This is a genomic window from Serratia sp. 4542, from assembly GCF_016805595.1.
GTDB lineage: Bacteria > Pseudomonadota > Gammaproteobacteria > Enterobacterales > Enterobacteriaceae > Serratia > Serratia nevei.
In genome coordinates this window covers 648,663-663,750 of the sequence record NZ_RXKV01000010.1, presented here as the reverse complement: position 1 = coordinate 663,750, position 15,088 = coordinate 648,663, and the positions used below count along the sequence as shown (strand labels likewise).

13 protein-coding genes are annotated in these 15,088 nt (G+C 59.2%); 2 read left to right on the top strand and 11 right to left on the bottom strand.

The features are described 5' to 3' along the window. Positions 1 to 278: 278 nt before the first annotated feature. From EKL15_RS15425 to EKL15_RS15385, 9 genes are all read right to left on the bottom strand, one after another. On the bottom strand, positions 279 to 1,076 hold the full coding sequence (locus EKL15_RS15425; protein ID WP_049271279.1) for an SDR family oxidoreductase: 798 nt from the start codon (positions 1,074 to 1,076) through the stop codon (positions 279 to 281). Further along, on the bottom strand, positions 1,073 to 2,596 hold the full coding sequence (locus EKL15_RS15420) for an FGGY family carbohydrate kinase (protein WP_100395703.1): 1,524 nt from the start codon (positions 2,594 to 2,596) through the stop codon (positions 1,073 to 1,075). The genes EKL15_RS15425 and EKL15_RS15420 overlap by 4 nt, the downstream gene beginning before the upstream one ends. Then, positions 2,589 to 3,653 (bottom strand): ABC transporter permease, encoded by a 1,065-nt coding sequence (locus tag EKL15_RS15415; RefSeq protein WP_087762719.1) that lies wholly within the window; start codon positions 3,651 to 3,653, stop codon positions 2,589 to 2,591. The genes EKL15_RS15420 and EKL15_RS15415 overlap by 8 nt, the downstream gene beginning before the upstream one ends. A gap of 10 nt (positions 3,654 to 3,663) precedes the next feature. Further along, positions 3,664 to 5,163, bottom strand: a complete 1,500-nt coding sequence (locus tag EKL15_RS15410; RefSeq protein WP_060439825.1) for a sugar ABC transporter ATP-binding protein — start codon at positions 5,161 to 5,163, stop codon at positions 3,664 to 3,666. A 9-nt stretch (positions 5,164 to 5,172) separates the two neighbouring features. Continuing rightward, positions 5,173 to 5,790: a DUF2291 family protein gene (locus EKL15_RS15405; RefSeq protein ID WP_049200071.1), complete on the bottom strand. Its 618-nt coding sequence runs from the start codon at positions 5,788 to 5,790 to the stop codon at positions 5,173 to 5,175. Positions 5,791 to 5,854: 64 nt separating this feature from the next. Further along, on the bottom strand, positions 5,855 to 6,787 hold the full coding sequence (locus tag EKL15_RS15400) for a D-ribose ABC transporter substrate-binding protein (protein ID WP_100395701.1): 933 nt from the start codon (positions 6,785 to 6,787) through the stop codon (positions 5,855 to 5,857). Between the two features lie 63 nt (positions 6,788 to 6,850). Continuing rightward, entirely contained in the window at positions 6,851 to 7,651 is an 801-nt protein-coding gene (locus tag EKL15_RS15395; RefSeq protein ID WP_049200072.1) for a GolD/DthD family dehydrogenase, read from the bottom strand. 10 nt (positions 7,652 to 7,661) lie between these two features. Continuing rightward, positions 7,662 to 8,567 carry a transketolase family protein gene (locus tag EKL15_RS15390; protein ID WP_049200073.1) on the bottom strand — a complete coding sequence of 302 codons (906 nt, stop codon included), beginning with the start codon at positions 8,565 to 8,567 and terminating at the stop codon, positions 7,662 to 7,664. A 2-nt stretch (positions 8,568 to 8,569) separates the two neighbouring features. Beyond that, positions 8,570 to 9,373: a transketolase gene (locus EKL15_RS15385; RefSeq protein ID WP_049200074.1), complete on the bottom strand. Its 804-nt coding sequence runs from the start codon at positions 9,371 to 9,373 to the stop codon at positions 8,570 to 8,572. Between the two features lie 390 nt (positions 9,374 to 9,763). Between EKL15_RS15385 and EKL15_RS15380 the strand changes: the two genes are divergently transcribed. After that, on the top strand, positions 9,764 to 10,558 hold the full coding sequence (locus tag EKL15_RS15380; protein ID WP_049200075.1) for a DeoR/GlpR family DNA-binding transcription regulator: 795 nt from the start codon (positions 9,764 to 9,766) through the stop codon (positions 10,556 to 10,558). Positions 10,559 to 10,580: 22 nt separating this feature from the next. On the opposite strand, the gene pgpB is transcribed toward EKL15_RS15380, so the two are convergent. Beyond that, positions 10,581 to 11,342 carry a phosphatidylglycerophosphatase B gene (pgpB, locus tag EKL15_RS15375; protein ID WP_203089862.1) on the bottom strand — a complete coding sequence of 254 codons (762 nt, stop codon included), beginning with the start codon at positions 11,340 to 11,342 and terminating at the stop codon, positions 10,581 to 10,583. Positions 11,343 to 11,621: 279 nt separating this feature from the next. Between pgpB and ribA the strand changes: the two genes are divergently transcribed. Continuing rightward, positions 11,622 to 12,215 (top strand): GTP cyclohydrolase II, encoded by a 594-nt coding sequence (ribA, locus tag EKL15_RS15370; RefSeq protein WP_019452695.1) that lies wholly within the window; start codon positions 11,622 to 11,624, stop codon positions 12,213 to 12,215. A gap of 56 nt (positions 12,216 to 12,271) precedes the next feature. Here ribA and acnA read toward each other — a convergent pair whose 3' ends face one another. Beyond that, positions 12,272 to 14,944: an aconitate hydratase AcnA gene (gene acnA, locus EKL15_RS15365; protein WP_087762717.1), complete on the bottom strand. Its 2,673-nt coding sequence runs from the start codon at positions 14,942 to 14,944 to the stop codon at positions 12,272 to 12,274. Between the last annotated feature and the right edge of the window lie 144 nt (positions 14,945 to 15,088).

Sequence of the window (15,088 nt, the reverse complement as noted above, 5' to 3'; positions counted from 1 at the left end):
ATGCCGAGTGAATCGGATGAACGATGCCAAAACGTGGCGTCCCTAACCCTTAAGTTAGCATTTCCCGTTGCGGCAGGGAAACCCTGCGGCACGATAAAACCACATATCTGCTGGCATATTCGGCAGTAAACGGCCTTAACGAACAAATTGATGAGAAAGCTTCTCAAAACGTCGAATTTATAAGGATATGGGGGCGGCCGGGCGGATTGCAATGGCGGGAAAATGTAAGCGGTTAATGCGGCGCCGATCCGACGCCGCCTTTTTGTGACATAGTCACGTCAGGACATGATTAACCCGCCGTCCACATTGATGGTCTGGCCGGTAATATAGTCGGCATCGTCCGAGGCAAGGAAAGCCACGAGGCCCGCCACGTCCTCGGGTTGACCGGCGCGCTTAAGGGGAATCCCCGCCACCCACTCGGCCATCAACTCTCCTTTGCCATAGGTTTTTTCCGGGCCACTGAGAATTTCGCCCCAAACGCGGTCGTTATATTCCCACATCTCGCTTTCAATGATGCCGGGGCAGAATGCATTGACGGTGATGCCATGCGGTGCCAGTTCCAGCGCTAAACTCTGCGTAATGCCGATCACGCCCATTTTGCTGGCGGCGTAATGCGGTGTGTAAATGAACCCGTTACGTCCCTGACCGGAAGAGGTGTTGATCAGCCGCCCCCGGCGTTGGCCGACCATATATTTGGCCGCCTCCCGGCAGCAGAGCCAGACCGCCGTGGTATTTACCGCCAACACTTTCTCAAAATCGCTTTTGGGCATCTGGTCAAAACGATCGATAGTGATCACCCCGGCATTTTGAATCGAAACGTCGATCGCGCCGAATCGCTCCCACGCCTGACGATAAAAATCAATCACCTGCGCTTCATCGGTCACGTCGAGGATAATCGGCAGAACCGCCACCCGATAACGCTGGCGCAGCGTTTCCGCCGTGGTCAGAATGCGTTCCGCATTCGATGCAATCACCAGATTGGCACCCAAACTGGCGAAACGTTCGGCGATACCCGCGCCAATGCCGCGGCATGCGCCGGTAATCACCACGGTTTTTCCCGTGAAATCACGATTCATGGTTGTTCTCCTGTCATCAATGCAGCCGCTTGCGGCCGCCACAAGGTGCGTTGTACCGCCTGCCGCCAGGCGCTGTAGTTTTCCTGCAGCTGCCGATGGCGCTGCATATCGGGTTTAAATTCATCATGTTGGGGCAACAATGCCACCAGTTGCCGATCGGAAGTCCCCCACAGGCTGCGCATCGCCATCAGCGCCGCCCCCAGCGCCGAGAGTTCCGCCGTGTTGCTGCGCCACACCGGGCAACCCAACAAATCGGCCTGAAACTGCATCAGCCAGTCATTGCGGCTCGGGCCGCCATCGGCCATTAACCCCTGCAGTACAAAGCCCGGCTGTTGCCGCAATACGTCGATCACATCGGCGATTTGATAAGCCACCGCTTCAAAAGCGGCCCGCACCACATGTTCCCGCCGCGTGCCGCGACTGAGCCCGCAGATCACGCCGCGCGCCTGTTCGTCCCACCAGGGCGCACCGGCCCCGGTCAAGGCCGGTACAAAATAAACGCCGCCGCTGTCGGACACGCGAACAGGCAGCTCACTTAACAGCGCCTCGTCCCCCGGCGGTATGGCGGTGATATCCAGCATCCAGGCAATGGCGTCGCCGGTGTGGGGAATATTGCCCTCCAGCGCATACTGCATACGCCCACCATCGTGCCAGGCGACGGTCGTTGCCAAAGCGCTCGTACCGCATAGCGCTTCGGCGATCGGCGCCATCACCGATGATCCGGTGCCATAGGTGGCCTTAGCCTGCCCTGCCTGGCCAAGCGCATGGCCGTACAGCGCCGCATGCGAGTCGCCCACCATCGCGCCAATCGGAATGCCGTCGGCAATGCCTTCCAATCCCAACGTCGTGCCGAACAGATGACTGGAAGGGTGGATCGTCGGCAGCGCCTGACGGGGAATGTTGAACAGCGCCAGCATCCGCTCGTCCCAATCGCCGGAAGCAAGGTTCAGTAGTTGAGTACGAGCGGCATTGGAGGTATCACAACCGAATGCCTGTCCTCCGCTCAACTGCCACAGCAGCCAGGCATCGATGGTACCAAGGCAGATCTCCCCGTTCTCCGCCATCCGTTGCCCCTCTTCGCTATGGTCGAGCAACCAACGCATTTTCGACGCCGAGAACAGCGGTGAAAGCGGCAGACCGGTGGCGTGACGCACCACTTCGGCCTGCCGATCGTGCCGCAGCCGTTCACAAAAATCGGCAGCGCGCGCACATTGCCAGGTTAAGGCCGGCCCGATCGGCTGGCCGTCGGAACGTCGCCAACCGATGGCGGTTTCACGCTGGTTGCTGATGGCGATACCGGCAATACGGGATGCCCCGGCCAACGCAATCGCTTCCCGCAGCACCGCAAGAGAGGCTTCCAGTAAGGCCTCGCCCCGCTGTTCCACCCAACCGGGCTGCGGCGTCTGCAGCGTCAGCGGCCTGCTGGCCCTGGCAACGATCGCCCCCTGAACATCCACCACCACGGCCTTGGCGTTGCTGGTGCCTTCGTCCAACGCGACAATGCAATCCGCTTTAACCATGGCTCACCTCAGCCAGCGGCTGCGCCGCTTTTTTTTCCTGGCGCTGCATCAAAATGACCTTGCTTTGCAAACGCTGCTGGAACTGATCGATCACCACGGCGGTGACGATCACCAACCCTTTAATCACCATTTGCCAGAACTCGCTGACGCCCATCATCACCAAACCGTCCGCCAGAAAAACGATCACAAAGGCACCGATGATCGAACCGAATACCCTGCCGCGGCCACCGCTCAGCGCCGTACCGCCCAGTACCGTCGCGCCGATGGCGTCCATCTCGAACATATTGCCGGTCATCGGGTGCGCGGTTTGCAATTGTGAAGCGATAACCAGCCCCACCAGCGCCGCGCACAGCCCGGAAAAGGCATAGACGAACATTTTCACTTTGACGATCGGCACCCCCGACAGCCGCGCTGCCGGTTCATTGCCGCCAATCGCATAGATATAGCGCCCAAGCGGCGTTTTCTTGGTGAGATAGATCCCCAACAACACGATGGCCAACATCAGCCAAATCGGATTGTAAATGCCCAGAAAGGTGCCAGATCCCAGGGCCGCGAAACCGGTGTTGCCCAGCGCTTCCATGCCCACCAGATTGGGATAGGTTTTGCCGTCCGCCGTCAGCAACGCCGCCCCACGCGCCACGTACATTGCGCCCAGGGTACAAATGAATGGCGCAACGCCGAGCCGCGTAATCAGCGTGCCGTTGACCAACCCCAACAATACGCCCAACAGCGCCACCGCACCGATCACTTCGAAAACGTTGAGAAACAGCCGGTTGCCGTCCCACAGCGGGATACCGACGGTCAACAGCGCACCGGCGATCATCCCGCACAAGCCCGCCACCGCGCCGACCGACAAATCGATGCCGCCGGTGAGGATCACCAGCGTCATACCAACCGCCAGCAACCCGGTAATCGCCACGTGCTGCGTCATGATCAGCAGATTGGAGACGGTCAGAAAATTCGGCACCATGCTGCTGAAAAACAGCACCACCAACAACAGGGCGATGAAGGTGCGCGCCTGCAGCAAATACATATACAACCGATATTTGGTTTGCATTGCCTTATCCTTATGCATGTGGGGTTGAGGCGCGGATCAGCGTTTCGCGATCGGCCCGTTCGCGCGGCAGATCGGCCGTCAGCTTCCCGTCCGCCATCACCATCACCCGGTCGGCCAGTGAGACCACCTCATCCAGCTCCGACGAAGAGAACATCACCGCCAGCCCCTGGCGTGCCATAGCGCCAATCAGGTGATAAACGTCCGTTTTGGCGCCGACGTCGATTCCGCGCGTCGGCTCATCGAGAAACACCACCTGCGGCCCGGTCAGCAGCGCCTTGCCCAACACCACTTTCTGCTGATTGCCGCCGCTGAGGCTGGTGATTGGCAGCTCCCGGTCGCTCACCTTGATCGCCAGTTTTTCGATCATGCCATCGACCAGCGCGCACTCCCCAGCCGCCGCCAACGGCCGCAGTGCATTGCGCCCCAGGCTGGCCAGGGTCATGTTGGCCTTGATCGACATCATCTGCACCAACCCCTCCGCCTGCCGGTCTTCCGGCACCAGCGCCATGCCCAACGCCATGCGTTGACGAAACCCCAACCGCTCCACGCTTTCGCCGTTGAGCAGAATGCGGCCGGCGGTCTGGCGCATCACGCCGTTGATCACCTTGAACAGTTCGGTGCGGCCGGCGCCCAACAGGCCATAAATGCCGATCACTTCCCCTTTGCGCAGTGAAAAACTGACGTCGTCGAGGCAATAGCCGCCGCTTTCACGCGGCAGCGTCAACCGCTCGACCTTCAGCACTTCATCCCCTTGCTCTGCCGCGCAATAATCAAAGTGTTTGCTCTTTTCCCCGACCATTTTTTCGATGATCCACGGGATACTGACGTTGCAGACCGACTCGGCGGCAACAAAACGCCCATCGCGGAACACCGTGATGCGATCGCCAATCTCCATCAGCTCTTCCAGACGGTGAGAAATGTAGATGATGGTGACGCCGCGTTTTTTCAGATCGGCGATCACCCGAAACAGCGTGCGCACCTCAGCCTGGCTCAGCGCCGATGTTGGTTCATCCATGATCAGCACCCGGGTGTCCTTCGCCAACGCGCGAGCAATTTCAACCAGCTGCTGATGGCCGATACCGAGGCTGCCCAACGGCGTATGCGGATCGATGTCCAACTCCAGCCGCTGCAGCAAGGCTTTGGCCAGCTGATATTGATAATCCACATTGATGCGGCCACGCTGGAAGAACTCGTTGGCCATAAAAATGTTGTCCATCACCGACAGGTTGGGGAACAGATTCAGCTCCTGGAAAATAATGCTGATCCCGAGCCGCTCCGCCTTCTGCGTGGAGGTTAACGTCACCGCTTTTCCCTCCAGCTCGATGGTGCCGGAGGACGGGGTTTCCACCCCCGCCAGCAGCTTCATCATGGTCGATTTGCCGGCGCCGTTTTCGCCGATCAGTACGTTGACCTGATTGCGAATCACTTGATAATTCACGCTATCCAACGCCGTGACGCCGGGATAGAGACGCGAAACGTTGCGCGTTTGAATAATGACCGGTTCGCTCATCACGCCCCCTTAAGGTTGAATGCGTACCGGCGTGATCAACAGCGGCTCGGCAGGTGCCTGCCAGCTGCTGAATACGCCATACACGGTAATGTGGTCACCCACCTTGGGTTGGGATCCGGCCAGTTCGTCGATCGAAGCCTGATTAATCGCCCTGGCGAAATCACCGAACAACGCTTGGTCATTGAAATCGCTGTAGCTCAGGCCGCGATAGCTGTCGCGCAACGCCGTACCGCGATAAACCGGCCCTATCTGCACCTCCACGCTGCTGAGCGGCGCATCGGTCAGTTTGAGCGTTAATTTTCCGCTGCGCGACCGGGTGTTGACCGCCGCGACTTCACCGCTGACCTTAACGTTGAAATAACAAGGAAACTCCGGTTGAGCGCGGTACCCCAGCAGACCACAGGCGCTGTCAAAATCCTTGGCCTGGGCGATCCGGGCGATCAGCTCGCCCAGCGGCTGCGCCGTTTTGATCGCTTGCGGGGCGATTTGGCTGCGGTAAATCTCCGCCGCCTGCGCCACATGCGGATTCACCGGGGAGCGAAGCTCCGCCAGTTTTTTCTCCGAGACGATACGGCAACCGCTCAACGTCAGGACGACGGTGACGGCCAGCGCAATGCGCATCGACATAACAACACCTCCGATCGCACCCCGCCGCCGGGACGGGGTGATGAAAGACACCGCTCAGCGCGGATTACGGTTTGAAGTTGAAGTCACTGACCCGTTGCGCATTGTCTTTGCCGATCAGGATGCCGCGGAACATCACGCGCTCCTTGCCGGTATAGCTGCCGGATTGGAAATAGCCGTCGAGGATTTCAACGCCCTGCGCGGCGATCGCCTGCGCCTGCAACATCACGCTGGCATAAAGGCTACCGTTGAGAATGGCGTCGCGTTCATCGTTGCTGCCGTCGATGCCCACCACGGTGACATCCTGCCGGCCGGCGGCCTTCAGCGCCGCCACTGCCCCCAGCGCCACCGGGCCGTTGCCGCAGATCACGCCTTTGATGTCCGGATGCGCCTGCAGAATACTGTCCATGGTGCGTTTTCCCTCCAGCAGATTGCCCTTGGCATCCTGACGCGCCACGCTGACCATCTCAGGATATTGGTCGATCACGTTGTGGAACGACTGCGAGCGCGTGACGCAGTTATTATCCGCCAGGTTGCAGGTCAGCTCGGCGTATTTGCCGGTTTCTCCCATTTTTTCTACAAACTGGTTGGCGACGTCCGAGCCGGCCTGGAAGTTGTTATGGGTGATCTGCGCCAACGCTACGCCATCGACCGGGATCTCGCGGTTGATCAGTACCACCGGAATACCGGCGTTTTTCGCCTGCTGCACGGCGGCGACGCTGGCCTGGGAATCGGCGTTATCCAAAATGATGCCCTGTACTTTGCGGCCGATAACCAAGCTGATCAGCTCCCCCTGGCGCTTAACGTCTTCGCCGTGCGACAACACCAGCGTCTGGTAACCGAGGGACTTGGCCTTGGTCTCGGCCCCCTTGGCCTCTGCGGAGTAATAAGGGTTATCCAGCGAATTGACGAGAATGGCGATCGTGCCCTTTTCCGCCGCCATGGCAGAGGTGCAGGCAAAACCGGTGAGCAGGGTAAGGTAAGTGGCTATTTTTCTCATGATGGTGTTCTCTTATCGTTGTGTTGAACATCGTCTGGTGTTGGCGATCGCTGCGGTTGCCGCTTACCAAATGGTAAAACCGCCGTCGATCATCAGGTCCGCGCCGGTAATCATGTCGCTGCCGTTGCTGGCAAAAAACAGGATCGCCGCCGCAATTTCGTCGGTATAAGCAAAACGCCCCAGCGGGATCAGTTTTTTCATCGCCTCGCCCTTCTCGCCGCGCCAGGCTTTCTCTCCCATAGGCGTCAGCACCACGGTGGGCGATAACGTGTTGACCGTAATGCCGTGCGGCGCCCATTCTTTGGCCATCACCTTGGTCATGCCCAGCAGCCCTGCCTTGGCGGAGGTGTAAGCGCAGTGATCGTCAATGGCGATGGAGGCCGCCTGTGATGCGATGTTGATGATTTTCCCGCCGTGGCCGGCGGTTATCGCACGGCGCGCCAGTTCCTGCGAGCACAGGAAGGGCCCGGTGAGATTGACCGCCAGATGGCGCTGCCACTCCTCGAGCGTGACCTCCGTCGCCGGCTGCAAATTGACGTAGCCCGCGCAGTTGACCAGGATATCGAGCCGACCAAAGCGAGATTGAGCCGCGTTGAAGGCGGCAGCCACCGAGTCGGAATCGGTCACGTCACATACCTGGCAGAACACCTGTTCTTCCCCCAACTCTCGCAGCGCTGCCGCGGCCTTGTCCTGTTCAAAGGCCGGATACATCAATACCAGGCGCGCGCCCTTTTCCAACAACAGGCGATTGGCGGCCATCGCGATGCCGCCCAGACCGCCGGTGATCACGGTAACCTTCCCTGCCAGCGACATCCGGCTATCGACACCGTAGCGTAAATTGACGTCGTATTCGTTCCGATCCATCGCATTCCCCCTATTGCGTTAACTGAGCCTGTAATCCTGCAGCGTCGATGGCATATTGACGCCGCAGCGCCGCCCGGCTGCTGCTGTGAGTAAATTCGTAAGCCGGCACGCCCAGTGCGGTAAACGGCCGCGACAGCTGATACCGCAGCAACAGTTCACCGATGATGGTACCCAGGCCACCGCTGAGGGCGTGCTCCTCCATGGTCAGCACCCGACGGTGCGAACGCATCAACGCCACTACCGCCGCCTCGTTGAGTGGCCAGAGCGAAGGCAACGAGACGATGGTCGGATTTTCGCCCAACGCCAGTACCTTCATCGCCTCATGAGCCACCGTCCCCAGGCAAAACACCAGATTGTCAGAGCCCTGATGCAACACCTCCGGCTCTCCGGGGCGGAAGTGATAGCTCGCGTTCAACACCGGCAGCTTGTCGCTGTCCATGCGGATATAGGCCGGGCCGGGTTGCGCGATGACATGGCGGACAATCTCTGCCGCTTGCCGCGCATCCGCCGGCGCATAGACGCTGAGATTGCCCAGCGTGCGGGCGATGGCGATATCGTTCATGCAGTGATGCGTCGCCCCCAGCGGCCCATAGCCGAATCCGGCATTCAGGCCGAGCATTTTCACGTTGGTTTCCGTGTAGCAAACATCGTTTTTCATCTGTTCGTTAGAACGGGCAAACAGAAAAGGCGCGGCATTGGCGGTAAAGACCGTACGGCCACTGAGCGCCATGCCGGCGGCCATGCCCACCATGTTCTGTTCGGCAATTCCGACGTTCACCACCCGCTCTGGATAAGCCTGCTCGAAAGGTGCAATTTTCGACGTGGACGTGGAGTCCGCGACCATCACGCTCAGATCTGCACCCGCCAGCTGCTCTTCGATCAACGCCGTCACCACGGCATCGCGTAAATCCTGCATGTTCACCCCTCCAGTTCCGCCAGCGCCTGCGCCAGCTGTTGTTCGTCCGGTACCGCGTGATGCCAGGCGGCAACGTTAGCCATAAACGACACGCCGTGACCCTTTTCGGTATTGGCTAAAATCACCCGCGGCTTGTCCTGGCTCGGGCGTTGGATCGCCGCCACCAGCGCCGCCGGATCGTGCCCGTCGCACTCCAGGGTTTCGAAACCGAAAGCGCGCCATTTTTCCGCCAGCGGTTCCAGCGGCATGATGGCCTCTGTCTTACCCGCCAACTGCAGCCGGTTGCGATCGACGATGGCAATCAGGTTATCCAGCTTGAATTTGCTGGCCGCCATTGCCGCCTCCCAGTTGGATCCCTCCGCCAGCTCACCGTCGCCCAGCAGCACAAAAGCGCGGCGATGTGCGCGCCCGGCCAATTTGTTGCCCAGCGCCAGCCCCACGGCGATCGGTAGGCCATGCCCTAAACCGCCGGAGTTAATCTCAACCAGTTCCGGCAGTTTCTGTCGCACCGGATGCCCGGCCAGCAAGGTATCGTCGCCCATGAACTGATCGAGCACCGCGGGATCAAGCAGGCCCATCGCCGCGCAGCTGCAGTAAAAACCGCCGGCGCCGTGCCCTTTAGACAAAATAAACCGATCCTGATCGGGCCGGACATTGCTGCGATCCATCACCGCCATATACAAGGTGCAGATGATGTCGATTTCCGATAGGTCGGCGCCGGTATGGCCCTTGCCTGCCTTATGGTTCATGGTCACCACATATCGGCGCGCCTGGCGCGCCGTGTTTTTAATCGCCTGGAAGTCCATCGTCACCTCTGCTTAAGCGCCTTGATTATCGTTATCGCATCGAAACCGATCCGCTAACTCGCCTTTGATTTTCGAATGGAAATCATATGCAGCAAAAACGATAATTAATGTGGGCAAGATCAAATTTCAAACAAAAGCACTCAAAAGGCAAAACCGCAAATCATTAAAATATTTAAATAACAATTACATATGAACAAAAAGACTACTTTAAGTTCGTTTTTACCGCTGTTTTTTTACTGACCTCATTGATTTTCGAATAAAAACCAAAAGGATTTGACTGGGTTTATCCGTAGCTTTATCAATAATCGCAAGCTAGAATTCAGCACATCAATTAAGGAATTGCCGTGGCAAACCGCGCGGCGGGAACTGACAGGTGCAGGAGTCTTTCGATTGAAAAGCAAAAGCGAACAGCTGGCGGAAATGCAGCAACGGCGCGAAAAGATCCTCGACATGATCCGCGAAGACGGTTCGGCGACGGTCAAAATGCTTACCGATACCTTCAAGCTGACCGAGGCGACCATTCGTACCGACCTGCGGGTTCTGCAGCAACAAGGCTACGTGCAGCGCTTCCACGGTGGCGCAACCCTGATCGACGGCAAGCAAAATACCCATGCCATGCTGTTGGAACGCCAGGTCAACCTGACCGCCAAGGATCGCATCGGCAAGCTCGCCGCCGGTTTTATCGAGCCGGGCGACACCATCATTCTTGATTCGGGCACCACCACTACGGCTATCGCCAATCACCTGAACCACATCAAGAAACTGTCCGTTATCACCACCGGCGTCAATATCGCGCTGCAGCTGGGGGGCGAACCGGGCGTGAACATTTTGCTGACCGGCGGCTCGTTCAAATTTCCGACGCTCTCCACTTCCGGGGATAAAGCCGCCAGCTTCTTCGAAAACGTGCTGGCCCAGAAACTGTTCCTCGCAACGGCCTGTATCTCACCCCGTCACGGACTCAGTTTCCCAAGCGAAACCGACATCAAACTGAAAATGGCGATGATCAACGCAGCCAACACGGTGTATGTGGTTGCCGACTCTAGCAAGATCGATAAGGTGTCGATGTTCGCATTGCCCTGTGACTGGCAGCATATCGACTATTTGATTACCGACGACGGTATCAGCGATACCGCCATACAGGCCTTTGAGAAGGTAGGGGTGAAGGTGTTGGTGGCAGGCGCCTGACTGGCGCCTGCGAGAAGCGTGCTTATTCCGGCTTGCGCGCCGCGATTTCCTGCTGCTCTTGCGGCGGCGGCGTCAGCGGGCCGAACCAGCGCTGCGCCAGCCAGCAGGTAACCACCACCAGCAGCCAGCTGAGCAGCGTGGCCATCGCCAGATCGCGCGGCCAGTGCATGCCCAACAGCAGACGGCTGCCCATCACGCCGGTCGCCCACACCATCAGCAGCGCGACGGTTTTATAATGGCGGCGCGGCCACAGCAGCCCTACGCCCAACAGCGCCCAGGTAGCGGCGAACATGGTGTGCCCCGACGGGAAAGCGAAGCCGGTTTCAAACTGCCAGTGCTTGCGCAGCCAGTTCGGCACCAGCGTCTGATCCTGCAATTGCTCGCGCACCAGCGCGCTGCGCTCTTTGCGATGCAGCGAATAGAAGTATTTGCCGTCCACGCCGTGGGTTTGCTCCAGCCATACCACGAACGGCCGCGGTTCCTGCACCCGATCCTTGATTAACGACTTGACCCCCTGCCCGATCACCAGCGCGGCGAAAAGCAGAAGCGCCAGACCGATGGCCGCCTTCAGGCGAAAGCGCAGGCACCACAAAAACCAACCGCAGAGGATAGCGCTGGTCAGAATGCCCCACGGCGAGGTCACGGTTTCGGTCACCCAGTACAGCGCTTTGAGCAGCGGCTCATTGCCGCCGGGTTGCCAGTGCCAACCGGATACCCAGACCGCCAGCGGCATCAACAGCAGCAGCAGTGCGCCGCCCGCCGTGCGTTTTGCTATCTCATACATTCTATTCTTCCTCTGCGTGAATCAGGCAGCAGTGTAACAAGAGTGCAATATTGATAACACGCGAAAAATTAAACAGATAGGCAACCTATCGCAATAATAGGTGGCCAGAAAACGCCATCTGCTGGTTTGCTGAGCACCGCCCGGCAAGAAGTTGTGGCAAAATAGCCGATAATTAACGAAATAGAGATCGGCGTAGCACGTTTTAGTCTTGGTCAATTTACCGAACCGGACTTAGGATGCGCGACAATGATTGAATCGTACGCTTTTGTGGAGAGTGACATGCAGCTTAAACGGGTGGCAGAGGCTAAACTGCCGACACCTTGGGGCGATTTCCTGATGGTAGGATTCGAAGAACTGGCGACCGGGCATGACCATCTGGCGCTGGTATTCGGTGATATTTCCGGCGAAGCGCCGGTGCTCGCGCGCGTGCATTCCGAATGTCTGACCGGCGATGCTCTGTTCAGCCTGCGCTGCGACTGCGGTTTTCAACTGGAAGCCGCGCTGGAGCAGATCGCCGAAGAAGGCCGCGGCATCCTGCTTTATCATCGCCAGGAGGGCCGCAATATCGGCCTGTTGAACAAGATCCGCGCCTATGCCCTGCAGGATAAGGGCGCAGACACCGTGGAAGCCAACCACCAGCTCGGCTTCGCCGCCGACGAGCGCGACTTCACCCTGTGCGCCGACATGTTCAAACTGCTGGGCGTCGACGCGGTGCGTTTGCTGACCAACAACCCGAAAAAGGTCGAGATCCTGACCGAAGCCGGCATCAACATCAGCGAGCGCGTGCCGCTGATCGTCGGCCGCAACCCGAAGAACGAACACTATCTGGCGACCAAGGCCGCCAAAATGGGCCATTTGCTCGACCAGAAGTGATCGCCGCCGCGGCGGAAACAATCAGGGCGCCTTGCGGCGCCCTTTTTATTGCTTAATTACAGCATTTTCCTGATCACATAGTGCAGAATGCCGTCGTTTTCGTAGTAGGTCAGCTCATTGCCGGTATCGATGCGGCAACGGGTGTCGATCACTTCCTTGCGCCCGTCGGCATAGGTGATATGCACCGGGACCGTCTGGCCCGGCTGCAGCTGCTGCAGGCCGCCGACGCTGATCTGCTCATCCCCGGTCAGCCCCAGGGTTTTGCGCGTCACCCCCTGTGGGAACTCCAGCGGCAAAATCCCCATGCCGATCAGGTTGGAGCGGTGGATACGCTCGAAGGACTCGGCAATCACCACCCGCACGCCCAGCAAGCGCGGCCCTTTCGCCGCCCAGTCGCGGCTGGAGCCGGAACCGTACTCTTTACCGGCGATCACCGCCAGCGGCACCTTCTCCTGCTGATACTGCATGGCGGCGTCGTAGATAGACAGCTGCTGCTGCGACGGGATATGGCGGGTATAACCGCCTTCCACGCCCGGCACCATTTCGTTGCGGATGCGGATGTTGGCGAAGGTGCCGCGCATCATCACTTCGTGGTTGCCGCGGCGCGAGCCGTAGGAGTTGAAATCCTGCGGCGCCACGCCGTGCTCGCTCAGGTAGCGCCCCGCCGGGCTGTCGCGCTTGATGTTGCCCGCCGGCGAGATGTGGTCGGTGGTCACCGAATCAGCCAGAATCGCCAGAATGCGCGCGTCTTTGATGTCCTGCACCGGATCCGGTTTCACCTTCATGGTGCTGAAGAACGGCGGATGGCGGATATAGGTAGAATCCTCCTGCCACTGATAGGTTGCCGAACCGGCCACCTGGATCGCCTGCCAGTTGGCGTCACCGTCGAACACTTCGCCGTATTCCTTGTGGAACATCTCGGTGCGCACTTCTTCCACCGCCTGAGCGATGTCCTGGCTGCTCGGCCAGATATCCTTCAGGTAGACCGGTTGACCGTCGTTGCCCTCGCCCAGCGGCTCTTTGGTCAGGTCAATCTTCATGCTGCCCGCCAGCGCATAAGCCACCACCAGCGGCGGCGAGGCCAGCCAGTTGGTTTTCACCAGCGGGTGAATACGCCCTTCGAAGTTGCGGTTGCCCGACAGCACCGCGCCCACGGTCAGATCGCCCTCTTTGATCGCCTGCTCGATCGGATCCGGCAGCGGGCCGGAGTTACCGATACAGGTGGTGCAGCCATACCCCACCAGGTTAAACCCCAGCTCTTCCAGATAGGCGGTGAGTTTGGCGCTGTCGAAGTAGTCGGTTACCACTTTGGATCCCGGCGCCAGCGAGGTTTTTACCCAGGGTTTGCTGCGCAGCCCTTTCTTGACGGCATTTTTCGCCAGCAGGCCGGCCGCCATCATCACGCTCGGGTTGGAGGTGTTGGTGCAGGAGGTGATCGCTGCGATCACCACCGCGCCGTCGCGCAGTTCGTGCTGCTGCCCGTCCAGCGTAAAGGTTTTGCTGTCGGTATTGGCTTTGTGCCCCCCGATATCCAGCTCGGTAGCGGCCTTGAACGCCTGCGGCACATTCGGCAGCGCAACGCGATCCTGCGGGCGTTTCGGCCCGGCGAGGCTGGCTTCCACGGTTGACATGTCCAGCGCCAGCGAGCTGGTGAAGACCGGTTCATCACCCGGGTTACGCCACATGCCCTGCGCTTTGGCGTAGGCTTCCACCAGTGCGATTTGTTCGGCGCTGCGGCCGCTGAGCTTCATATAGCCGAGCGTAACGTCATCCACCGGGAAGAAACCGCAGGTGGCGCCGAACTCCGGCGACATGTTGGCGATGGTTGCCCGGTCCGCCAGCGGCAGATCGGCCAGCCCGTCACCGTAAAACTCGACGAACTTGCCGACAACGCCGTGCTTGCGCAGCATTTGGGTCACGGTCAACACCAGGTCGGTGGCGGTAATGCCCTCGCGGAGCTTGCCGGTCAGCTTGAAGCCGACCACGTCCGGGATCAGCATCGACACCGGCTGGCCCAGCATCGCCGCTTCCGCTTCGATGCCGCCGACGCCCCAGCCGAGGATGCCGAGGCCGTTGATCATGGTGGTATGGGAATCGGTGCCCACCAGCGTATCGGGATAAGCCACGCGGCGGCCGCTTTCGTCGCTGTGCCAGACCGTTTGGCCAAGGTATTCAAGGTTAACCTGGTGACAGATGCCTGTGCCCGGCGGCACTACGCGGAAGCGGTTGAAGGCTTTCTGCCCCCAGCGCAAAAAGGTGTAGCGCTCGTGGTTACGCTGCATTTCGATACGCACGTTGTCTTCAAAGGCGTTGTCATCGCCAAATTCATCGACGGTAACCGAGTGGTCAATCACCAGATCCACCGGCGACAGCGGGTTCACTTGGTCGACGTTGCCGCCCAGCCGCCGTACCGCTTCGCGCATCGCCGCCAGATCCACCACCGCCGGTACGCCGGTAAAATCCTGCATCAGCACGCGCGCCGGACGGTAGGCGATCTCACGGTCAGCATGGCCGGTTTGCAGCCAGGCAACGATGGCCTTGAGGTCGTCAACCTGCACGGTGTCGCCATCCACATGGCGCAGCAGGTTCTCCAACAGCACTTTCATTGATTTCGGCAACCGGTCGATATCACCCAGCTGCTTCGCCGCCAGCGGCAGGCTGTAGTAGTAATACTCGCTATTCAGCGCAACCAGCTTATCCAGACTTGTTTCACGAAGATCGGACGACATAGCTCCTCCATTTCTTATTGTGACTAAAACAGGGTAATCAGTGAGGTCTTGTTTAAAGATACCACAAAGATAAGTTAACGTTTTGATAACAACACGATTTGATCACAACGATAGGCGGGAACAATCAGCGGGAAGGAAGTGCGA